Genomic DNA, 21,620 nt, shown 5'->3' on the forward strand with positions numbered 1-21,620 from the left:
TCAGGAAAATTCTAGCATACAATGTACCCGATGAGTAGCGCTATCTTCACGACCGAACGTTCATGGTCAGCCGAGTTCCATGATGTTCATGAAATCCTCGAGATCCTTGTCGGCCTTCGATTGGTTGCACAGGTTGCAAGCGCACACGCAATTGTCGGGCGTCGTATGGCCGCCCTTGGCGCGGGGGAGCATATGGTCGATCGTGTCTCCGAATTGCTTGCAGAAATAGCACGTGTAATTGTCCCGCTCCAGAATCATCCGGCGGAACTCCTTGTTGCTATAGATGCGGCGAATCGTGTGACGGTTGACGACTTCCGCCGCATGCTCGGTGACGAGCACGTACGCCAAGTACGTATCGATCTCCTGGTACCACTTGCGACCGTTATCCGTCTTGCCGCGCATACGAATAAACCCGCCCCATGTCGGCTTCAAGCCGATGGCGCGCAGCTTCTCCGGCGGAATCTCCGGCGGTACGAACGGGACTCTCTGGACAACGGGAGCGGCTTCCGAACCGGCAGCCTTCTTCTTGCGACGGCGCTTGCGCTTCTTCTTCGGCGGGGAATCGCTCTCCGCGTCGGTGGAATCTCCCTCTTCGTCAGCAATGGACGGCTCTCCATCCCCATCGTTCTCAGGCGAATCTTCGTCGACCGAGTCCGTTGCCTCGACCGCGACCACGGCCTTCTTCGTCGACCGCTTCCGCCGCTTCTTCCGCTTCTTCTTCGCCGGCTCGTCGGTTTCCGCAACCGCATCCACGGCTTCGACCATCCCGGCATCCGGTTGCTCTTCGTCCGGTGAATCCTCGTCCGCAGACTCAAGCGCACCGATCACGACCGTTGCCTTCTTCTTCGACCGCTTCCGGCGCTTCTTCCGCTTCTTCTTCGTCGGCACGTCCGTATCTGCGTCCGCGTCCATGACCGTAGCCTCGGCCTCGACCGCCACGGCATCCGGTTGGTTCACGTCTGGCGCATCCTCGTCTGCAGTCTCAAGCGACGCGATCACGACCGCGGCCTTCTTCTTCGACCGCTTGCGGCGCCGCTTCCTCTTCTTCTTATCCGAAGTATCGGCCTCGGCATCCGCATTCACGTTCGCATCCGAGTCCGTATCCGCGTCCTCGGCTTCCACGAGCCCGACGGCTTCGATCGCAACCGCATCCTCGGCCTTCTTAGACCGTCTCCGACGCCGCTTCCTCTTCTTCTTCTCCGGCGTCTCCGTATCCACGACGAGCATCGCCTCCTTATCCGGCAGCTCCTCCCGCTGCGTCATTGCGACGGCACCTCACCATGAATCGTCTTCACGCGGCCGACTTGCCCGTCCGTCAACCGCACCTTGATCCCGTGCGGGTGCTGCGGGGAGTTCGTCAGCAGATCCTTCACGACGCCGCGCGTCGTCTTCCCCGTCCGTTGGTCTTGCTTCAATACGATATCGACTTCAAGCCCCGGCTTCACGTCGGCGCGCAATCTACCATTACCAGCCATCTTCTCTGTCCGCCTCTTCCAAATAATCGGTTGTCCCTATCGTACCATAACCCCGCACCAAGCCAAAATAACCAAAAAACCCGGTCGCTCCCTCCCAGGAGCAAAACCGGGTCTCGCTATTCCATCGTTTATGCCGCAGCGACGGTCTCGGCAGCGACTTTATTCTTCCTCAGACCGGACGCGAGCAGCAGCGCCAGACCGCCGCCGACGATCCACCACAGCACCGCGATATTCGTAGCGGACACCGACACGTCGGAGAAGTACATCGCGTTGCGCAGTCCGCCGGCGACGAACTTGAACGGCGTCCATGCGTACAGCCAGTCTTGCGTTGCTTGCGGCAGGAACTCCGGCGCCATATTCATGACCGGCATCGAGAAGAACATGAGCAGGATCAGAATCGGCATCGCCGCGAACCCGATCCAGTTCAGCAGCGCGGACTGCAGCGCGAAGAACGCCGCTCCCGCCAGCAGGAGCACGAGCCACGTGCCGGTTGCGTCCGCGAATGCCATGCCGTACCACGAGGACGCCATCCAGACGAGGAAGCCCGATACCGCCGCGACGAGCGCAAGCCCGGTGACCGCCTGCGATAGCGCCGCCGTTACGCCTCTGTCGCCCGCTGCCTTCGCCTTGCCGCCGGACAGGAACATGAAGATCGCGACGACCAAGCTGCCGATCCACATAATCTGCGCGAGCATGCCCGGCGCGTTGCCGCTCGCGTTGTTCGCGCCGATCGGATGCACGATCTCCTCCTGCACCGTAATAGGCGTCAGCAATGCCTTCGCCGCGCTTACCGGGATCGCTTCTGAATGCTCCGCCAGCTTGCCGATCAATTGTTGCGATAGCTGCGCGCTTACGTTGCGCGACACTTGCCCGAGCACCTGCTTGACGGCCGTGGACGCCTGCACGCTCATTCCTTCGTTCGCCAAGATCTTCACCGTCGCGGGCTTCGGCTCCGCCGTCGTCAGCGATGCAAGCCCCGCGCTCAGATCGGCCGGCAGCACGAGCGCGCCGTAATATTGTTGTTCGTCCAACCCTTCCCGAGCCTCGGCTTCCGTCGCGACTTCCTTCCAGGCCACCGGCAGCCCCTCGATCGCGAGCAGTTGCTCCTTCACCATCGCGCCGACGTTTAATTCGCTGCCGTCCGGCAGCGTCACGGCTTGATCCTCCACGACGAGCGCCACCGGCAACTCCTTCGGCTTCGCCCCGACCACCGATCCCATCATCGCCACGCCGAACACCATCAGCACGACGAAGACGGCGACGAATCCGATCCATACCAGCTTTTGTTTGAAGAATGCCATGCGTTCCCCACTCCCTATCTATTATATTGAACAATGTGTTGATTAATGACCACAACGTTAATTATAATGAGACTAGGGAACAATACAATCGTCAATATTGGCCCGCATTGTACATTAATCGGCACCCAACGGCCAATGTGTTCATTAGACGCCAAGATTATTTTTCGAAGGACAAGGGGGTAACGTGGAATGGCGGACGGCAAAGTCGATCGTAGACAAGCTAGGACGAAGCAACTGCTGCGGAGCGCGCTCATGGCGTTGATCGAGGAGAAAGGCGCGGAAGGCATCACGGTCACGGACATTACGACGCGCGCCGACGTGAACCGGGGCACGTTCTACCTGCATTACCGCGACGCGCAGGATATGCTGGAACAGCTCAAGACGGAGATGCTCGATACCCTGTCGGCGTTGTTTAGCGATATCGACGTATACGAAGTGAAGGAATACGCCGAGAAGGACGTCCCCTATCCAAAAATGGTGCGACTCATCGAGGAACTGCAGCGCAACGGCGACTTCATGAAAGTCATGTTCGGCCCGAAGGGCGATCTGTCGTTCGGTCTCCGGATGAAAGGACTGATCATGAAGCATATCTGGAGCAAAATCTCGCTTCGTCAGCCGAACCTCGAGCAGTTCCTCGTGCCCGCCGAGTACTTGCTCGCGTACACGGTATCGGCCAATCTCGGCGTGCTGACGCATTGGATGGAGACCGGCATGCGAGAGGCGCCGTCGGAGGTCGCCCGCTTCATCGCTCGCATTATTTACCACGGTCCGATGATGTCTTCGGGCGTCAGACAATTATAAAATAAGGCTCCGGCTCCGTCGTAACGGAAGGCCGGAGCCTTGACCTTATCTGCCCCGAGGCGCCCGCTTGTTCGCCGGACGTCCTCCCGCGCCGCGACTGCCGCCGCCACCGCCGGATGCGCCCGGACCGCCGCGGAAGCCGCCGCTCTTCGGCGCTCCCCGGCCCGACTCGCGTCCGAAGCCTACGCGCTCGTCGGAGTGCTTGCGCCCCTCGGCCGCGCGCTGCTTGATGCTCGCGCCGCTGGCTCCGCGCCCGCTGCCGCCGCGTCCTGCCTCCGGCGCGCCGCGACCCGGACGGCTATCCCGCGCATCCGCGCCGCCGCCGAACGATTCGCCCGTGCGCGCTCTCGGCGGAGACGCGACGCTCCAGTTCGGATCGCCGCCGCGAGCCGGCCGGCCGCCGGACTTCCCGCCCGCGCTGCCGCCGCTTCTGCCGCGTCCGCCTCCGGCTTCCCCGAAGCCCTCGCCTCGACCGAATCCGCCGCTGCCGCCGGCGTTCCGCCCTTTGCCCGCTGCTGCCGCCGAACCTCCGCGACCTCTCGCCGGCCCCGCGCCTGCGCTCTCTCCGCGTCCGCCGCTGCGGCCAGCGCTCTCTCCTCTGCCGCCGCGACCCGCACCTTCGCTTCTGCCGCCGCTACGACCGCCGCCGGCAGCGCGTCCGCGCCCGCCAGCCGAGGCGCCATAACCGCCGCCGCGCTCGCCCGACTGCCCGCCGCTACGACCGCCGGCGCCCTTGCCACCGCGACCCGCGCCGCCGTTGCGGCCTCCGGCACCGCCGCCCGGTCCGCGGCCATATCCGCCTCCGACGCGCGACGTCTCGAGCGCGCCGCCGCTCAGCGATACGCCCTCTTCCGTCCGGCGCTCGAGCGACATCTCGATACCGTTCTCGATGTCCGCCATCTCGTGCTTATCCTTGCCCACGTGCAGCGTGATCGCGAGCCCCTTCTCCCCTGCACGGCCCGTCCGGCCGATCCGGTGAATGTAGCTCTCCACGTCCTGCGGCACGTCGTAGTTGAACACGTGCGTCACGCCCTCGACATCCAGCCCGCGCGCCGCCACGTCCGTCGCGATCAGCAATTGCAGCTTCGCGTCGCGGAACCGCTTCATGACCTGCTCCCGCTTCATCTGAGACAAGTCGCCGTGCAGCTCGTCCGAGACGTAGCCCATCTCCTGCAGCGCTTGATTGAGCGCGCTCGCCCGGCGCTTCGTCCGGCAGAAGATAATGCTCAAGTACGGCTGCGTCGCCTCCAGCAAGCTGACGAGCGCGTCCTGCTTCCCGCGGTCCGTCGTCTCGACCGCCCATTGGCGAATATCCTTCACGGTCACGCGTTCCGCCTTCACCGTCACGTGCTCCGGATTGCGGAGAATGCGCCCGGCCATCTCGCGGATCTTCGGCGGCATCGTCGCCGAGAACAGCATCACTTGCTTCTTGTACGGCGTCTGCCGCAAGATCTCGTCGACTTCCGTCAGGAAGCCCATGTGCAGCATCTGGTCGGCCTCGTCCAAGACGAGCATCCGCACGCCGTCCAGCTTGATCGTCTCCCTGCGCAGGTGATCAAGCAACCGTCCCGGCGTCGCCACGACGAGATGATTATGCCCCTTCAGCTTATGCAGCTGCGCTTCGACGTCCTGGCCGCCGTATACCGCGAGCACCTTGATCTCCCCGCGAGGGTCGAGCAGCTTCTTCACTTCCGCCGTAATCTGAATCGCCAGCTCCCGCGTCGGCGTCAGAATAAGCCCCTGCACTTGCGGCTCCTCCGGCCGAACCTTGTCCAGCATCGGCAGCACGAACGCCAGCGTCTTTCCCGTCCCCGTCTGCGCTTGGCTGATTACGTCCTTGCTCTGGTACACGATCGGAATCGTCTCCGCCTGCACCGGCGTCGGCTTCGATATCCCGTTCGCCTTCAATTTCTCCACTAGCCGTTCCGATACGCCTAGTTGCGCGAAATCCGTCACTTGATCCACTCCATCCTCTAAATCCGCACCTGATCGAACTGCTCCGATTCTTTTTGCGATTACCCTCTATCGTACCACATTCGGCGCGTACAAATGTATTTTTCCGCCAACGCCGCCCCGAAGCCTCCCGAACGAATGGCGAATAACCCGCCGAATCCCCGTTCGGGGACCCTCGGCGGGCGACGCGCACGTATAAACCCTCCGGCTTCGACCATCCTAGCAATAGGGAGGAGGTGAAGAAGATGGCCAAAGACGTACTGTGCGAAGTGAACTCTTGCCGTTACTGGGCTCCGGGCAACGAATGCCGCGCAACATCCATCTACGTGGTGAACAATCGCAACAAGCAAGCCTCCCAATCGGAGGAGACGGACTGCAAGACGTTCGAGCCGAAAATGTAGGGTTTTCGCTCGCGCAAGCCGCAAAGGCATCCTTCGGGGTGCCTTTGTGCTATCCAATCGTATCCGACAACTAGTGTTGCCCACAATGAGAATTATTATCACTACTCAACCACTTTATGCATTCATTCACTCCGAAAGCCCCGCATCGCTTACCCCAGTCTCCGCTGCAGCCGCGCCACGTCCGCGAACGACTCCGTCAGCTTCTCGCTGAGCCGCGAATAGACGGCGAGCACCTCGCGGTATACCTCGTTCGCGCGCGCATCCGGCACCAGCGTCTCGCGCACCGGCAACCATGCCTTCGCCTCGCGCCAACTGCCGAGCAGCCCGAGCCCTTGCATCGCCAACACCGCGGCGCCGAGCGCCGACGCTTCCGTCACCTGCGGCACGACGACCGGCTGCCCGAGCATGTCGGCCAGCATCTGCCGCCAAAGCGGCGACTTCGCGAACCCGCCCGAAGCACGCACCTCGCCCGCAGGTCCTGCCAGCCCCTTCAGCACCTCCGCCACGGACAACACGGCGAGCATGACGCCTTCCAGCCCCGCGCGCACGAAGTGTTCGCCGCGATGGCTGAGCGTCGCGCCGAAGAACGTGCCGCGCGCCTCCGCGTTATAGATCGGCGCGCGTTCGCCGGAGAGGAACGGCAGGAACAGCAGCCCGTTCGCCCCCGCGGGCACGCGCGAAGCCGAAGCGAGCAGTTCCTCGGCGGAAGCGTCGCCGAACATCGACTCGCCGAGCCATTGCAGGACGATGGCGCCGTTGTTCGTCGCGCCTCCGATTATGTATGCGTCGCCGAGCACGTTATAGCAGAATGTCCGCGCCCCCGAATCGGTCGCCGGACGGTTCGTGATCATCCGCACCGCCGCGCTCGTGCCGATCGTCACCGCCAGCTCGCCGTCGTCGATCGCGCCGACGCCGACGTTCGCGAGCGCGCCGTCGCTGCCGCCGAGGAAGAACGGCGTATCCGCGGCCAGCCCCATCGCTTCCGCGTGAGCGGCCTTCATTCCGCTTAATCGGTACGTTCCTTCCCTAACCGTAGACAGCCTGTCCGCCGTAATGCCGGCGACCTGCAGCGCTTCTGCTTCCCAGCTCAGCGTGTCGAGCGCCAGCATGCCCGTCGCCGAGGCGATCGACGCGTCGACGATCCACTCGCCGAACAGATGGAAGACGACGTATTCCTTGATGGAGACGAACTTCGCCGCCGCGGCGAATACGTTCGGCTGATTCTCCCGCAGCCATACGAGCTTCGGAAGCGGAGACATCGGATGGATCGGCGTACCCGTCCGAAGATAGATCGATGCGTTGTCCGCGCGCAGTCTCCGCGCCTGCAATTCGCTTCGTCCGTCCGCCCAAGTGATGCTCGGCGTCAGCGCCTGCCCGCTCGCGTTCGCCGCGATGAGCGAGTGCATCGCCGTGCTGATCCCGATTCCCGCCACGTCGCGTCCGGTCAGCCCGCAATCGGCAATGGCTCCTCTTACGGTCGCCAGCACCGCGCGGAAGATTTCCTCCGGGTCCTGCTCCGCCCACCCCGGCTGCGCGTGCCTCAGCGGATAACCGATACTGCAGCTGCCCAGCATCGTCCCGTCCGTCCCGAACGCGACGCTCTTCGTGCTTGTCGTTCCGATATCGATGCCAATGATCGCCTTCGCGGCTCCCATACCTTTTTCACCTTCGGTTTCATATAATAATGAGTAGATCATCGTCGCACCACACCACATTACCATATTCCGACGAAGAGGGGGAATACGCGATGGACTGGGCTACTTCCCTGGCCGACGAGAGAATACGCGAAGCGCAGCGGCGCGGCGACTTCGACCGGCTGCCGGGCGCCGGCAAGCCGTTACCCGAGGAGAACGAGCTCGCCGGCGTTCCCGAAGAGCTGAGGATCGGCTTCAAGATGCTGAAGAACGCCGGCGTTCTGCCGGAGGAGATGCAGCTGCGCAAGGACATGCTCACGCTTCACGATCTCTTGGTCGCCTGCCGGCAAGACGAGGAGAAGCTGGAGTTGGCCGCTCAATTGAACGCCAAGAAGCTCCGCTACCGCATGCTCATGGACGAGCGCGGCTGGAGCAACGTCGGCGCGTTCGCCGAGTACGAGACGCAGGTCGAGCGCAAGTTGACAGAGAACCAGACCGAGACCGACGACGGGGCTGGCGAATAACGCGTTCATAAGCAACCATGTGCCAGCACGCTTATGAAGCGCCGCCGAGCATGCTCTCGATCCACTTGCCGATCGCCCCGAATACCCAATAATGCAGCGTATTGATCGACCCGGACGGCCACTCGAACATACGGGCGCAGCTCATATACATGCCATAGCTCGTCAGCGCGACGAAGAGGAGCAGTTCTCCCTTGCTGCTTCCTCCCTTCTTGATCGCGCGCCACCCGACCGCCAGCAGCATCGCGTAGCCTGCCATGATCAACAACAGCTTGTCCATCCGAGCCTCTACTCCTTGCTCTTCTCGGTCTGCATCTTGAACGACTTCGTGCTAAGTCCCATCCGCTTAATCGTAATATCGACCTTCGGGCGAACTTCGATCCGCGCGAACGTCTCCGGCCAATTCGGCGCTAGCTGTTTCCACTGCTTCGGATACTTCCGATAGATGCGGTCGGCGAAGCCGACGACGTCGGTCTTCAGCTTCTTGACCGCAAGCCAGGACTCACGGATATTGTCCGCGATATGCTTATTCAGCTGCGTCTCCATCCCGTGCACCGATTCCGGCTTGTTCAAGTCCATCGGGCAGTTCGTCTCGAGCAGCGAGCCCTCCCCGTTCACTTCCACTTCCATGACGAATTGATCCCCCGTCTTCCGCGGCGTTAGGCGGGTCGATGACCGCGTCAACCGGAAAGCCGAATCTTCCTCCCTCGAGCTCTCGCTGCACCTGAACGAGAACGAAGTCGTCTTCACGTCGTCTCGCATGAAGCTCACGCCGAGCGCTTCTTGCCTCGATAGCCAACCGACCAGCTTGTCTTCGCCGAGAACGGCCAATCTGCCGAGCCTCAGCTTCGAGCTTAGCGCGGTTCGATTCAGCTCGTCCGCCGTCGTCACGCCCGGCGAACCGGAGACGAGAATTTCCGGGAGCACGGCGCTCTTGGAGGGGCCGATCAGCTCCATGGCGAGGTTGTACATCTTGATGTTCGGAAGAATCGACATATCCCTCGCTTCCCCCATCATCGTCTCCTCGATGCCGTCGCCCGGAATGATCTGGATCTGCATCAGTTGCTCCAATATTGTACGAGCCTCCCCATCCGCGATCAGCACGCTGACCGTTTCCCGGGAATCGGGATTGCGCAGATAGACGTCGATGAGCGGCGTCAGCCCTTGCTCCGTCGCGGCGCTGCTGACGATGAGCGCGCGCGTGTGCGAGAAGAACAGCCTTCTCGGACTCTCGAGCGCGCTACGCCATACCGCTTCGCGGATCGTCTTCCCCTGCGTCGAGTAGACGATGACCGGCAGCTTCGCCGCTCCGCCTCCGACCGCGGTCATCGCGGCCGAGATCGCCGACGGGATTACGACTTGGTAGGAGACGATCCATTGGCCGTCCTTGTAATCGATCGCCGTTGCGGACGTAATCGCGAGCTGGTTCAACTCCGTCCGATCCCAGCAGCCGGTCAAGAGCATGCCGGCCGACGTCAGGCAGACGATCGCGCGCATGCATCGTAATCGCAGCATATTCATGATTATCCCTCCGTAATCGCCTTTCGCTTCTTCGTCGCAAGCACCCCGAGCCAGAGCAGCAGCGGCAACACGATGTTCAACGCGAGGAGGAACGGCGTCGAGGCGAACCGTTGGTGCTGGATCAAGTAGACGTTGCTGGTCCAGGAATACAGCGCCGTCAGCAGCGCCAACACGCCCAACGCGACGTGGAACGGCCTCTTGTTACGCACCTTGAAGACCGCTTGGAAGCAGTGCATCGTGCCGAAGGCGAACACGCATATTTTCAAGTAGACGGTTCCTACCCAAGCGAAGACGAACAGCATGTCCACCCGTTCCACGAAGTCGTAATCGATCACCTCCGCGACCGACGACGATGGATACGTCATCATCGTCGGCAGATCGGCGCCGAAGACGATCACGACGACGACGACGGCGTTCATCAGATAGATCGCGGACAACGTGACGCCCCAGAAGCCAACCTTCCAAGCGGTGCCTGGCTTGCTCAGGAAAGGCCCGAGCAGCAGCAGTACCGAAGCCTCCGACAACCAGCCGATGGCCGGCATGCTCCCGAGCGCGATTTGGTTGGCCGATGCCTCGGCGATCGGGGTCAAGAACTTGAGATTCATCTGGCCGATCTCCAGCAGATCGCTTCCGACGAGGATAAGCGCCCCGACGATGAACATGATGACCCCGGCGCGCGCGATCACTTCCACCCCTTGAGCGGCCGCGTACATCGCCACGAACGCCGCCACCGCTCCTGTCATTAACATCGGCGTACTCATCAGCACCTTATCCGAGAGGAAGTCGATCAGCTCCCGAATAATGGTCGTGAGGGAAGAGAAGTAATATTGCGCCAACAAGAGGCCGACGACGATACCGAGCACTCTTCCGAACCGCTGCTCCAAGAAAGCGATGAACGGCATGCCCGGGTTGTGCTTGTTAATCAATACATACAACCCGACGCAGGCGAGACTGCATACCCAAGCGATTACGATCGTCATCCACGCGTCCTGGCCCGCCGAGCCGATCGCGATCGTGGGGACGACGAGAATGGACGTCGGCGTAATGGCGTGGACGATGAGAATGGCCGCCTGAAACGGCGTAATTCGTTCCTTCAGTATCGTACTCCCTCCTAACCGTCCGTCTCCGACGTCGGATCGTGATCGTGCCCCGGCGTACGGGGCGTCATCGGCTGCTGCCCGTCTCCTTGCCTCGTCTGGTTGTTCCGGGAAGCCATCGCTATCGGACGCTTCTTCATCGCCCAATGCGGCAAGCGGATGAACACGTCCTTCCAGTTCGACCAGACGAACGGCGAGAACGGCACCAAGTACGACACGCCGAACGAACGCAAGCTCGCCATATGGATGAGCAGCACCATAAGCCCCGACATGATGCCGAACAGGCCGAGCGTGGCGCCGAGCAGCATCATGGCGAAGCGGATGAGCCGCGCGGCGATCGCCACGTTGATCGCGGGGATGACGAAGTTCGCGATCGCCGTGAAGGAGACGACGATGACCATCGCCGCCGACACGAGGCCCGCCTGCACCGCCGCCTGTCCGAGCACGAGCGCGCCGACGATCGAGATCGCGGGGCCGATGACCCGCGGCATCCGGACTCCCGCTTCGCGGAGCACCTCGAACGTCACTTCCATGACGAGCGCCTCGACGATCGCCGGGAACGGCACGCCCTCCCGCTGCGCGGCCAAGCTGATGAGCAACGGCGTCGGCAGCATCTCTTGGTGGAACGTCGTGATCGCGATATACAAGGACGGCAGCAGCATCGAGACGAAGAAAGCCGTATAGCGGATCATGCGCAGGAACGTCGCGATGTCGTAACGCTGGTAGTAATCCTCGCTCGATTGGAAGAACCGGATGAACGTTACCGGCGCGAGCAGCACGAACGGCGTTCCGTCCACGATAATCGCGACCTGCCCTTCGAGTATGCCTCCCGCCGCCGCGTCCGGCCGTTCCGTGTTCTGAATCGTCGGGAACGGCGTATACGCGGCGTCCTGAATGAATTCTTCGATATAACCGCTCTCCAGGATGCTGTCCGTGTCGATCCGGTCCAGCCGCGACATCACTTCCTGCACGACGCCGTCCTTCGCGATTCCTTTCAGGTAGACGACGGCGATATGCGTCTTCGTCTGCTCGCCGATCTGGCGATACTCGGCTCTCAGCTGCGGAGACTTGATCCTGCGACGGAGCAGCGACATGTTCGTATTGATATTCTCCGTGAAGCTCTCCTTCGGTCCGCGCACGACGGTCTGCGTGCTCGGCTCCTCCACCGAGCGCTTCTCGCCGCCGGCGGTGCTGGCCGATATCGCGGTCGTGCAGCCGTGAATCATGATGATCGTGCTGCCCTCCATCAGCTGCGCGAGCGTCTCGTCGAGCGTATGCAGATCCTTGATCCGGCCGACGGACAGCGCGCGGTTCTTGAGCAAGCCTATCCAATCGGATGGCGACTTCACTCCCGGATGCGCGCCGATCTCCGCGAGAATCGGCTTGATGACCATCAGATTGATCGTCTGCTGGTCGACTAAGCTGTCGATATAGAACAGCACGCCGTCCATGCCGCTCGACGAATCGGATATCGTGCGGACGACGATGTCGGAGCTGGCGCCCAGCTCGTTCAGCAGCCACTTCACGTTGCTCGGCAAATCCGCCGATACCGGGCGTTTCTGCTTGGATGAATCGTCGCCCGAACCGGCGCCGGACCCCGAGCTCCTGCCTGTGCCGTTGCCGGTTTGCCGATTCTTAGGCGGCTTCTTGCCCTTGCCTTCGCCGCCTCCCGCTTGCTTCTTCTTGCGTCTCGAGAACATGTGTAGCTTCTCCTCCTCGCCCGCGCGGAATCTGATCAAGAATGTCCGGCGCCGCTGGCGCGTAAGCGGGACCGGATCAGCATGACGAAGAGCAGCAGCAACGGAATGCAGATCTGGAATATCGGAAAATGCAGCTTCAAGTTCTTCTCGAATCCGAACCAAATATGCTGCATGTAGCTGCGGAACAACAAGGAACCGACGAACAGCAGCGCGCCGGCGCCGGCAACGACGTGACGCCTGTCCACCTTGACCAAATGCCGACCGATGATCGCCGCCCCGAAGAAGTACGCGGTCATCTTGATGAACACGCCCGCGAACAGCAGCACCGCCACGATCGGATCGAGCCGTTCGACGACCGCCGCGAATTGTACCTGGCTCATGACCTGAATGAACGGCACGACGCTCATTTGCGCGAGCGGACCTAAGCTGGCGATAATGAACAAGTTCGTGAGCGTAATGAACAGGCCCGTGCCGACATAGCATACGACCGTCGTCCGGAACGTTCGCCCGCGCTCGGCCGCGTATTTCCATAGCATCAGGAACAGTACCATTTCCCCGAACGGGAAGGACACGATCTCCGGCAGCGCGATCGCGGCCGCCTTCTTGATCCCGCATGCGAAGACGGGCTCGAGCCGATGCGCGTCGAACAATCCCGTGCCGTAGATCATGAGGAAGCACGCTGCATAGATCACGATGATGACCGGCACGATTACTTGCGTCATTCTTCCGAACACCTCGATGCCCTGCCACACGGCGTAACCCGCGACGAGCAACACGCATCCTAACAGGATCGCCAGCGGCGTCGAAGGGAGCAGATAGAGGATCATCAGGTCGCCGAATTCCCGGATATTACGAATCGACTTGTAAGAGAAATAGATGAAGTACGCGACGGCCAGCGCATAGCCGACATACTTGCCGCAATAGATCTTCGCGATCTCGATCAGATCCTTGTCCGGCTCCATGCGGTGAATTTGCAGCGTCAGCAGCACGAGCAGCGCCAAGCCCGCCGTCATGCCGAAGAATACCGCGATCCACGCGTCCTGTCCCGCTTCGCTGCCGAGCAGGAACAGCGGGGAGCTTCCGATCTGGAACATGATGATGAGCGCAGCTAACTGCGACTGGCTGATCTTCTCCATCGTTCCACCTCGGTTGGCAATGAATAGCATCGCACCTCTTACTATGGCCATATCTCCGATTTTCATGCGCGGTCCGCAAGCCGGGCGACAACCTTATCCGCGCGCGAAAACAGCCGCCCCTCAGTCTCGAAGACTGCCGGACGGCTGTGCCGTTATAACCCTATTGAATTATGCCCCTACGCCGATCGCTCCGGCGTTCGCACCTTGCTGCAGCTGGTACATCGCGTAATACTTGCCGCCGTGCTGCATGAGCGCGTCGTGATCGCCGCGTTCCACGATCCGGCCGCGGTCGAGCACGAGAATCTGATCCGCCGCGCGAATCGTCGACAGCCGGTGCGCGATGACGAACGTCGTGCGGCCCCGCTTCAGCACGTCGAGCGCCTGCTGGATGATCGCTTCCGTCTCGGTATCGATGCTCGCCGTCGCTTCGTCGAGGATGAGAATGGCCGGGTCGAAGGCGAGCGCCCGCGCGAACGAGATCAGCTGCCGTTGGCCGGCGGACAGCGTCGCGCCCTTCTCGATGACCGGTTCGTCCAAGCCGCCGGGCAGCTGCATGAACATATCGTAAGCGCCGACGTCTCGCAGCGCTTGCTCGATCTTCTCCCGCGTAATCGACGGATCGTCCAAGCTGACGTTCGAAGCGATCGTGCCGGTGAACAGGAACGGGTCCTGCAGCACGATGCCCATATGCTGGCGCAGCTGCTGCTTCGTCAAGTCGCGAACGTCGGTTCCGTCGATCGTAATGGTACCCCGTTCTACGTCGTAGAACCGGAACAACAGGTTCAAAATCGAGCTTTTCCCCGATCCGGTATGACCGACGAGCGCCACCGTCTGGCCTTGCTTGGCATTGAACGTAATGTCCTTGAGCACGTCCTCGCCCGGCTTGTAGCCGAACGTGACGTTCTCGAAGCTCACGTTGCCTTGGTAGCGAGCCATCCGGCTGTCCGCCACCTCGACGCCAGGCTCGTCGAGCAGCGTGAACACCCGCTCCGCCGACACCCGCGCCACTTCGAGATTGGACAGCTGGTTCACGATGCCGACGATCGGCTGCATCATCCGGTTCATGTAGTCGATGAACGCGTACAGCACGCCGACCGTGACCGCCGTTCCGAACCAGTCGCCAGCAAAGCTCCAGAGTACGACGATGAAGATGACGTTACGAACGACGTTCACCAAGTTGTGCGACGTAATGGAGTTCAGCGTCAGCAGCTTGTTCTGGTATTTGAAATATTCGTCGTTCATTTCGTGGAATTCGTTCATCGTCTGCTTTTCCTTGCGGAACGCTTGGATGATCGGCATCCCTTGAATCGACTCGTTGATCATGCCGTTAATGTCGCTCAGCCGCGTGCGGATGACATGATTGTACTTCGCCGCGAACTTGCGGTAGATGACGATCCACACGTACAGCATCGGCACGAGCGGAAGCGCGATGAGCGCCAGGCGGTAGTCGAGCACGAACAACGCGCCCATGATCGCCGTCATGTAGATAATGCCGGAGAAGAAGTTCGCGAGTACCGACACGTACAGCTCGCGGATCGCCTCGGTATCGTTCGTTACCCGCGCGACGACTTTACCCGCTGGCAGGTTATCGAAGTATTGAACCGGAAGCTCTTGAATATGGCGGAACACGTCGTTGCGCATGCGGCGAACGATCCGGTTTGCGGACACCTGCAACAGGTAGCGCTGCCCGTAAGCGAACGCGGATCCGACGAAGAGCAAGGCGACGTAGCTTAGCGCGAGCACCATGATGCTGCGGAATTCCGGCTTATAGAAGCCGTATACTTCGCCGCGCGTCAACTTCTCGACAGGATAAGCCGTAACGGCACCCGTCTCGCCGTCGGTGATCTTCAGCTGATCGCCCTCGACCTTGCGCGGGCCCGCCGGAACGTCGGTAGCTGAAAAGTAGTAAGAGCGGCCGACCTGCAGCACGCGTACCTCCCGGCCCTTCGCTTCACCCTCGGCGAAGTGATCTTCCCGCTTATACCAACCGCCGTCGTAAGAGACGGCGTACTTCTGCTCTTGCGTCACCTCGTGCCAGCTCTTCTCGATGCCCATAATGTTCGTGTCGATCATGCGCTTCGCGAGGAACGGGCCGATCAGCTCCACGACGATGGCGCATGCCAAGAGAAGCAGCGCCAGTAGAATCGGACGTTTATAATGCCATGCATATGTGAATAATCGTTTGCCGTTGTTGCCCATAGGGGTTGTCACCTTCGTTTCTTCATTAGCCTTCTACGACCGCCGCCAGTTGCTGGCGATCGTATTGCTCCTTGTACCAGCCGCCGATCTCCAGCAGCTGCTCGTGCGTGCCTTGCTCCGCGATACGGCCTTCGTCCAGCACGATGATCCAGTCGGCGTGCTGCACGGCCGATAGCCGGTGCGTCGTGATGAGCGTCGTCTTGCCGGCGCGCTCGCTGCGGATGCCTTCCAGAATCTCGGCTTCGGTCTTCGCATCTACCGCCGACAGCGCGTCGTCCAGCATCAGAATTTCCGGGTCGGCGATGACCGCCCGCGCGATGCTCACCCGCTGCTTCTGTCCGCCGGAGAGGGCGACGCCCTTCTCGCCGACGAGCGTCTCGAGACCTTCCGGCAGGAAGGTGATGTCCTTGCGGAACGACGCCAGCTCCAGCGCGCGGTTCAGGCGCTCTACGTCTTGCGCGCCGTCCTCCGTGCCGAAGTAGATGTTCTCGCGGATCGTCTTGCTGAACAGAATCGGTTGCTGAGGCACGTAGCCGATCCAGCCGCGCACTTGCGCGAGCGGGAGCTCGGGAATCGGCGTATCGCCGACCTTCAGGCTGCCTTGCCCCATCGGATATTCGCGCAGCAGCTGCTTCAGCAGCGTTGTCTTGCCGCTTCCCGTCCGCCCGACGATGCCGAGCGTCTGCCCCCGCCGCAGCGTGAGCGAGATATCGACCAAGTTGTCGATCGGCGAGGACGGATACCGGAACGTCACCGCCTCGAAGGCAATCGACTCCGGTACCAAGGCGTCGGACGCTGTTTCGCCGTCGGTCACGTCCGGCTTCACGCCGAGCGTCTCGCTGATCCGGTCGAGCGAGGCATTGCCGCGCTGCATGATGTTGATCAATTCGCCGATCGCGAACATGGGCCAGATGAGCATCCCGAGGAACATATTGAACGAGATCATCTCGCCCAGCGTAATTTCGCTTCGGAACACGAGCACCGCGCCGTAGCACAAGCCGATCAAGTAACTGAGGCCGACCAGAATCTTCACCGTCGGTTCGAACACCGAGTCGATCTTGGCGACTCCGATGTTGCGGGCGAACACCTCGTCCGTCGTCTTGCTGAACCGCTCGCGGTCCGCTTCCTCTTGCACGAACGCCCGCACGACGCGCACGCCCGATACCGACTCGAGCACTTGGTCGTTCAGCTTGCCGAACGCGTCCTGTTGCTTCATGAACCGGTCGTGGATCTTCTTGCCGAAGTACGTCATCAGCAGCGCCATGATCGGCAGCGGCAGCAGCGCGGCCAGCGTCAGCTTCCAACTGATGAGCCCCGCCATAACGACGAGAATCGTTAGCATGAACAGCGTCGAATCGACGAGCGTCAGAATGCCGAAGCCCGCCGTCGTCGATACCGCGCCGAGGTCGTTCGTCGCGCGAGCCATCAGGTCGCCCGTCCGGTTGCGCTCGTAGAACGTCGGCGTCATCTTCATCAGGTGACGCATCAATCGCGATCGCAGCAACCGCTCGAGCACGAAGGCGCCGCCGAACAATTGATACAGCCAGACGAACGTAATGCCGTAGCAGAAGGCGGTCAGTCCTCCCCAGAGCAAGAGCACTTCGGTGAGCTTGCCGCTCGTCAACGTGCCTTCGTAGATGCCGTCGATCGTGTAACCGATCAGTTTCGGCGGGATCACTTCCAGAATGCCGACGAGCGTCAGCAGGATGATCGCGATCGTGTACCTCTTCCAGTGCATCCGGAAGAACCAGCTTAACTTCTTAAGTACGATGAACATATATAGGGAACACCTCTCTTGTGATGAGACAAAGAAAAAAGGCCTACCGCCGTAAGCGATACGCCTCTTTGCTATCCAAGACCGGCAACCCGCCCCGGGTGGCGATCTTGACGATCGCCGCGGGCTTCGGCCTTCGGATGGCATAAGAAAAGCGCACGATTACGACAACGTAACCGTGCGCCAACCTTGCGCGTCGTGGCGCGGGCCGCTTCAGGGCCGCGCTTCCGCCGCGTCTAGATCAGATCCGCGAGAAGGTTACGTTCATGCCGATTGTATGCTCCGCGATGGAGCGCCAATACCGTGACTTCGATTCCGTTGCGCATGCTCGTAACCCTCCCTTCCGTTCATCATTAAGTATATGAGTCACTTTACCACCCGCTCCCTGAAGCTGTCAACGGGGGTTGTGAACTTTATCCGAAAAAAAACCGTTACTCGATCTATACCGTCACACGACCAGAATCTCCACCGGATTGCCGCACCATTGGCACTTCTCCGGCGGATGCCATGCGGTGAACGCCGTCGTCTGCAGGTTGACCAGATCCGGCGCGTCCTCGTATTCGTCCACGAATTTGTCGATCGCGAGCTCTACGTGCTCGCGGCATACACAGTACATGCGTTCGTTCCTCTCTTATGTCGCGTCCGTTGCCGTCCGAGCGTTGTTATTCGTCTTATTCTTCGTCGTCTTCCTTCTCCGCCAGCGTGACGGTTAAGGTCGATCGTTCGCCGTCCCGATAGTACGTTACCGTAAGCGATTCCCCGATCTTCTTCGACTTATACAAATATTTGCGAAGGTCGATCGTGCTCTTGATCGGTTGATCGTCGAGCGCCACGACGACGTCGCCTAGCTTCAAGCCCGCTTCCTTCGCCGGTCCGACCGCTTCGAGCACGACGATGCCGTTCTTCACGTCCTTCGGCACGTTCACGCCCGCTCCGCCGAACGGATCCGACTCCTCGAGCTCGCCATCCTCTTCGTCCTCGGATTGTTCCCGCGGATTATCCAAGTAAATCGATAAATCCATGGAATAGACGCCGATATACGGCCTTGCGATCTTGCCATCTTCCAGTAGCGTGCCCAATATCGGCATCGCATCGTCGATCGGAATCGCGAAGCCGATGCCTTCGACGCCGTAATCCGCGACCTTCATGCTGTTGATGCCGACGAGCTTGCCGTTCAGATCGACGAGCGCGCCGCCGCTATTGCCTTGGTTGATGGCCGCGTCCGTCTGGATGACCTCTTGCTCCCAATCGTAGTTGCCGTCTTGGTTGAGCGATACCGGAATGACCCGGTGAGTCGACGAGACGATGCCTTGCGTCAGCGAATCGCCGAAGCCGAGCGGGTTGCCGATCGCGATGACCATTTCCCCGACGCGCAGCTTATCCGATGCTCCGATCTCGACGACCGTATCGATGCCCTTGGCATCGACCGACAATACGGCCAGATCGGTGATGACGTCTTGGCCGATGATCTTCGCCGCCTTGCGCTCGCCGCCGACGAGCACCGCCTGCACCTCGGCCGCGTCCTGAATGACGTGAGCGTTGGTGATGATGTAGGCCAGACCGTCTTCTTTCTTGAAGATAACGCCGGAGCCCAGACTCGCGTACTCCGGAATGTATTCTTCGTCTTCCCAATCGGCGTCTTCTTCGTCCTGCATCTCCATCGCTTGGTTCGTCATGTTGATGATGCTGACGACGGCGGGCCTGACTTTCTCGGAGGCGGAGATGATCCGCTCCGACGTCTCGACGAGCGCCTGGGTGCCGGTAACCGCCGCCGGCTTGCTTGCGGGCGGTTCGTCCTTGCCCCCGCTTAGCATCGCGAACAAGACGACCGCGAGCACGGAGCTCGTCAGAGAAGAGATGATCGCGACCCGCAGCATCGGGCTCGGCCGCATGCCGCCGGAGAAGCGCGAACCGCGCTTGTCGCCGAACTTCGATCGCTTGGGACGCGTGCTATAGAAATCGTCTTTGAATAAGCTCATGGTCATGCACCATCCTTCTCTTGAGGCAAGCGCGGCTTCCTAGGCCGTCCGGGCGAACGTTTTTATAGGGAATATAGGAATGTTTGCAAGAGTTAATGACTAGAATAGGAATATAGATTCATAGAGGGTACTGCATAAGTATAGCAAACTTAACCCTTATTGCCTCGTTGCGCAAGCGAAATCTCTCTCATAATCGCATGTAAAGAAAGGAAGGTTGGCCAATGAACAACGCGGCATACGGTTGGCATTATCTCGATCTTGCTTCGCAGCTGGCGGATATGAAGGACGACCACTATCGGCAGTTGCTCGCGCTCAGCACGCTTATCGAATTGCTCGTCGAGAAGGGCATCCTCACCCCGGAGGAAATCCGGGCGAAAGCGTCTCTCATGGAAGCCGAGCTCGATCGGCAGCTACTCTTGTAAGTATGGACCGCCGAAGGCGATTTAATTCGCTAGCTTCACAGTATCCCACAACGTAGGACGATCGTAATGCGTGTCGCACAGGACGAGTTCATGCTTCTGATAGAAAATGCCGTTGTCTTCTAATACGGTATTCACGGTCAGCTTCGCCAACTCCATTAAATTATGCTCCTGGCTTAAGTGCGCCAAGTAGACCCGCTTCAGCCTTCCGGTCAGCAGCTTGCACAGCGCGTCCCCGGCCGCTTCGTTCGACAAGTGCCCCTCGTCGCCGAGAATGCGGCGCTTGATGTTCCACGGGTATCTGCCCAAGCGCAGCATGTTGACGTCATGATTCGATTCGAGCACCATCACGTCGGAATCTTGCAGCCGGCGCATGACCTTGTCGCTGACGTAGCCCAGGTCGGTCGCCAGACTCAGCTTCGTACCGCCTGCCGCGAAGCAGTACCCGACGGGCTCCGCCGCATCGTGCGAGATCGCGTACGACTCGATGCGCAGATCGGCGATTTCCATGACGCTGTCCGCCGGAATGATTCTGCGCTGCGCGTCCGGCAGCTCGCCGACGTGCCGTTGCATCGCTGCCCACGTCTTCTCGTTCGCATAGATCGGCAGCTCGTACTTGCGGGCGAACGCCCCGAGTCCCTTGATATGGTCGGAGTGTTCATGCGTAACGAAGATCGCGTCCAGATCGCGTCCGGACACGTCCCGCTCCTTCATGAGCTCCTCTATCTTCTTGCCGCTTAAGCCGACGTCGACGAGCACCGTCGCCGCATCCGAAGACACGACGGTCGCGTTGCCGGTCGATCCGCTCGCAAGCACGGTAAACCGAAGTCCCATCTTCTTGATTCCTCTCCCCGCGCATGCGCCCTCGCCTTCCCCTCGTCCCGTTAACGTTCCGGGCTATTGGGCGGCTGGCACATCCGCCTTCTCTGTCGCGACTTCCGCATTGATCGCGTTCACGTAATACACTTCGCCGTTCTCGAGCAACACGCGCCAGGACGGCGCGGTGACTTGTCTCTCCGCTCCCGGGAAGATCTCGCCGTAGTAGCCGAGCCTAATTTCCTTGATCGTCGATCCGGCAGGCAGATTCCGTTCGATCAGGTTCGCGATCGCCTTCGAGGCGGGCAGCACCTGCTGCTCCTTCGCGCCTTCGCTCGGCTTGATCTCGATCAAGTCCTGCCCGTAGGCGAGAATGCGCTGCTCGCTGTAGAACAACTCGAGATGAATCTTGAACAACGGATAGCCGCTGACGAGCCTGTTGAAGACGAATACGCCTTGCCGGCTGCCCGGATCGTCGAACCGGTAAGAGCCGAGCTCCGGAATGACGTCGCCGAGCGCTTCGTTCAGCTCCTGCTCGTTGAACACGATAAGGGATACCGGCGGATTCGCGATCGCGATCCGATCGCTGACGTCGGTTCCGATTCGCTGTCGGAACGAATACGTCAGCTCGCTGCGCATGACCGGCGTATCCGTCGGGATCTTCGCTTCGACCATGAACGAGATGTTCTTCTCGCGCATGATCTGCTGCGTCTCGGAGGGCAAGGACGTCCAATCGACCGTCGTATTCAGCCGCTCCCGCCATTCCGTCCACAGCTGGTAGCCTAGCAACACGTTAAGCATCAAGAACGAGAAGATCAGTACGCTCTTCGCTCTTCTCCAATCCATGCCGCCTTCCCCTCCTCTCCTCGCGCGCTATCGGTATAAACGTCCGT

20 protein-coding genes are annotated in these 21,620 nt (G+C 60.7%); 4 read left to right on the forward strand and 16 right to left on the reverse strand.

Annotation, left to right across the window (positions count from 1 at the left end):
• Positions 1 to 66: 66 nt before the first annotated feature.
• The 3 genes from ACFQZG_RS23260 to ACFQZG_RS23270 all read right to left on the reverse strand — a co-directional run bounded on the left by ACFQZG_RS23260 (position 67) and on the right by ACFQZG_RS23270 (position 2,776).
• Positions 67 to 1,263 (reverse strand): HNH endonuclease, encoded by a 1,197-nt coding sequence (locus ACFQZG_RS23260; protein ID WP_378156921.1) that lies wholly within the window; start codon positions 1,261 to 1,263, stop codon positions 67 to 69.
• Positions 1,260 to 1,475, reverse strand: a complete 216-nt coding sequence (locus tag ACFQZG_RS23265; protein ID WP_378156923.1) for a YwbE family protein — start codon at positions 1,473 to 1,475, stop codon at positions 1,260 to 1,262. The genes ACFQZG_RS23260 and ACFQZG_RS23265 overlap by 4 nt, the downstream gene beginning before the upstream one ends.
• A 128-nt stretch (positions 1,476 to 1,603) precedes the next feature.
• Positions 1,604 to 2,776, reverse strand: a complete 1,173-nt coding sequence (locus ACFQZG_RS23270) for a YhgE/Pip domain-containing protein (protein WP_378156925.1) — start codon at positions 2,774 to 2,776, stop codon at positions 1,604 to 1,606.
• Between the two features lie 189 nt (positions 2,777 to 2,965).
• Between ACFQZG_RS23270 and ACFQZG_RS23275 the strand changes: the two genes are divergently transcribed.
• A complete protein-coding gene (locus tag ACFQZG_RS23275; RefSeq protein WP_378156927.1) occupies positions 2,966 to 3,577 on the forward strand; it encodes a TetR/AcrR family transcriptional regulator in 612 nt (203 codons plus the stop codon).
• A 45-nt stretch (positions 3,578 to 3,622) separates the two neighbouring features.
• Here the strand turns inward: ACFQZG_RS23275 and ACFQZG_RS23280 are convergent, their stop codons facing one another.
• Positions 3,623 to 5,542: a DEAD/DEAH box helicase gene (locus ACFQZG_RS23280; RefSeq protein ID WP_445297466.1), complete on the reverse strand. Its 1,920-nt coding sequence runs from the start codon at positions 5,540 to 5,542 to the stop codon at positions 3,623 to 3,625.
• Between the two features lie 233 nt (positions 5,543 to 5,775).
• Here ACFQZG_RS23280 and ACFQZG_RS23285 point away from each other — a divergent pair, with 233 nt between their 5' ends.
• The gene (locus ACFQZG_RS23285) at positions 5,776 to 5,931 is read left to right on the forward strand and encodes a DUF1540 domain-containing protein (protein ID WP_378156931.1); all 156 of its coding nucleotides are present in this window, start codon (positions 5,776 to 5,778) and stop codon (positions 5,929 to 5,931) included.
• A 149-nt stretch (positions 5,932 to 6,080) separates the two neighbouring features.
• On the opposite strand, the gene ACFQZG_RS23290 is transcribed toward ACFQZG_RS23285, so the two are convergent.
• A complete protein-coding gene (locus ACFQZG_RS23290) occupies positions 6,081 to 7,586 on the reverse strand; it encodes a gluconokinase (protein WP_378156933.1) in 1,506 nt (501 codons plus the stop codon).
• 92 nt (positions 7,587 to 7,678) lie between these two features.
• On the opposite strand from ACFQZG_RS23290, the gene ACFQZG_RS23295 reads away from it, so the two are divergent.
• The gene (locus ACFQZG_RS23295; RefSeq protein ID WP_378156935.1) at positions 7,679 to 8,089 is read left to right on the forward strand and encodes a DnaJ family domain-containing protein; all 411 of its coding nucleotides are present in this window, start codon (positions 7,679 to 7,681) and stop codon (positions 8,087 to 8,089) included.
• A 31-nt stretch (positions 8,090 to 8,120) separates the two neighbouring features.
• Here ACFQZG_RS23295 and ACFQZG_RS23300 read toward each other — a convergent pair whose 3' ends face one another.
• The 9 genes from ACFQZG_RS23300 to ACFQZG_RS23340 all read right to left on the reverse strand — a co-directional run bounded on the left by ACFQZG_RS23300 (position 8,121) and on the right by ACFQZG_RS23340 (position 19,492).
• Positions 8,121 to 8,366, reverse strand: a complete 246-nt coding sequence (locus ACFQZG_RS23300) for a hypothetical protein (protein WP_378156937.1) — start codon at positions 8,364 to 8,366, stop codon at positions 8,121 to 8,123.
• An 8-nt stretch (positions 8,367 to 8,374) separates the two neighbouring features.
• Positions 8,375 to 9,607 carry a Ger(x)C family spore germination protein gene (locus tag ACFQZG_RS23305; RefSeq protein WP_378156939.1) on the reverse strand — a complete coding sequence of 411 codons (1,233 nt, stop codon included), beginning with the start codon at positions 9,605 to 9,607 and terminating at the stop codon, positions 8,375 to 8,377.
• A 2-nt stretch (positions 9,608 to 9,609) separates the two neighbouring features.
• On the reverse strand, positions 9,610 to 10,707 hold the full coding sequence (locus tag ACFQZG_RS23310; protein WP_378157045.1) for a GerAB/ArcD/ProY family transporter: 1,098 nt from the start codon (positions 10,705 to 10,707) through the stop codon (positions 9,610 to 9,612).
• A gap of 11 nt (positions 10,708 to 10,718) precedes the next feature.
• Positions 10,719 to 12,404 carry a spore germination protein gene (locus tag ACFQZG_RS23315; RefSeq protein WP_378156941.1) on the reverse strand — a complete coding sequence of 562 codons (1,686 nt, stop codon included), beginning with the start codon at positions 12,402 to 12,404 and terminating at the stop codon, positions 10,719 to 10,721.
• 35 nt (positions 12,405 to 12,439) lie between these two features.
• Positions 12,440 to 13,540 carry a GerAB/ArcD/ProY family transporter gene (locus ACFQZG_RS23320; protein ID WP_378156943.1) on the reverse strand — a complete coding sequence of 367 codons (1,101 nt, stop codon included), beginning with the start codon at positions 13,538 to 13,540 and terminating at the stop codon, positions 12,440 to 12,442.
• Between the two features lie 168 nt (positions 13,541 to 13,708).
• Positions 13,709 to 15,739 carry an ABC transporter ATP-binding protein gene (locus tag ACFQZG_RS23325; protein WP_378156944.1) on the reverse strand — a complete coding sequence of 677 codons (2,031 nt, stop codon included), beginning with the start codon at positions 15,737 to 15,739 and terminating at the stop codon, positions 13,709 to 13,711.
• 25 nt (positions 15,740 to 15,764) lie between these two features.
• Positions 15,765 to 17,516 carry an ABC transporter ATP-binding protein gene (locus ACFQZG_RS23330; RefSeq protein WP_378156946.1) on the reverse strand — a complete coding sequence of 584 codons (1,752 nt, stop codon included), beginning with the start codon at positions 17,514 to 17,516 and terminating at the stop codon, positions 15,765 to 15,767.
• 445 nt (positions 17,517 to 17,961) lie between these two features.
• The gene (locus ACFQZG_RS23335; RefSeq protein ID WP_378111441.1) at positions 17,962 to 18,129 is read right to left on the reverse strand and encodes a CxxH/CxxC protein; all 168 of its coding nucleotides are present in this window, start codon (positions 18,127 to 18,129) and stop codon (positions 17,962 to 17,964) included.
• A 55-nt stretch (positions 18,130 to 18,184) separates the two neighbouring features.
• Positions 18,185 to 19,492 (reverse strand): S1C family serine protease, encoded by a 1,308-nt coding sequence (locus ACFQZG_RS23340; RefSeq protein WP_378156948.1) that lies wholly within the window; start codon positions 19,490 to 19,492, stop codon positions 18,185 to 18,187.
• 221 nt (positions 19,493 to 19,713) lie between these two features.
• On the opposite strand from ACFQZG_RS23340, the gene ACFQZG_RS23345 reads away from it, so the two are divergent.
• Entirely contained in the window at positions 19,714 to 19,914 is a 201-nt protein-coding gene (locus ACFQZG_RS23345) for a hypothetical protein (protein ID WP_378156950.1), read from the forward strand.
• Between the two features lie 21 nt (positions 19,915 to 19,935).
• On the opposite strand, the gene ACFQZG_RS23350 is transcribed toward ACFQZG_RS23345, so the two are convergent.
• Positions 19,936 to 20,745 (reverse strand): MBL fold metallo-hydrolase, encoded by an 810-nt coding sequence (locus ACFQZG_RS23350; protein WP_378156952.1) that lies wholly within the window; start codon positions 20,743 to 20,745, stop codon positions 19,936 to 19,938.
• A 63-nt stretch (positions 20,746 to 20,808) separates the two neighbouring features.
• Entirely contained in the window at positions 20,809 to 21,573 is a 765-nt protein-coding gene (gene yycI / locus ACFQZG_RS23355; RefSeq protein ID WP_378156954.1) for a two-component system regulatory protein YycI, read from the reverse strand.
• Between the last annotated feature and the right edge of the window lie 47 nt (positions 21,574 to 21,620).

It is taken from the genome of Cohnella sp. GCM10027633 (assembly GCF_042675445.1).
Lineage (GTDB): Bacteria > Bacillota > Bacilli > Paenibacillales > Paenibacillaceae > Cohnella.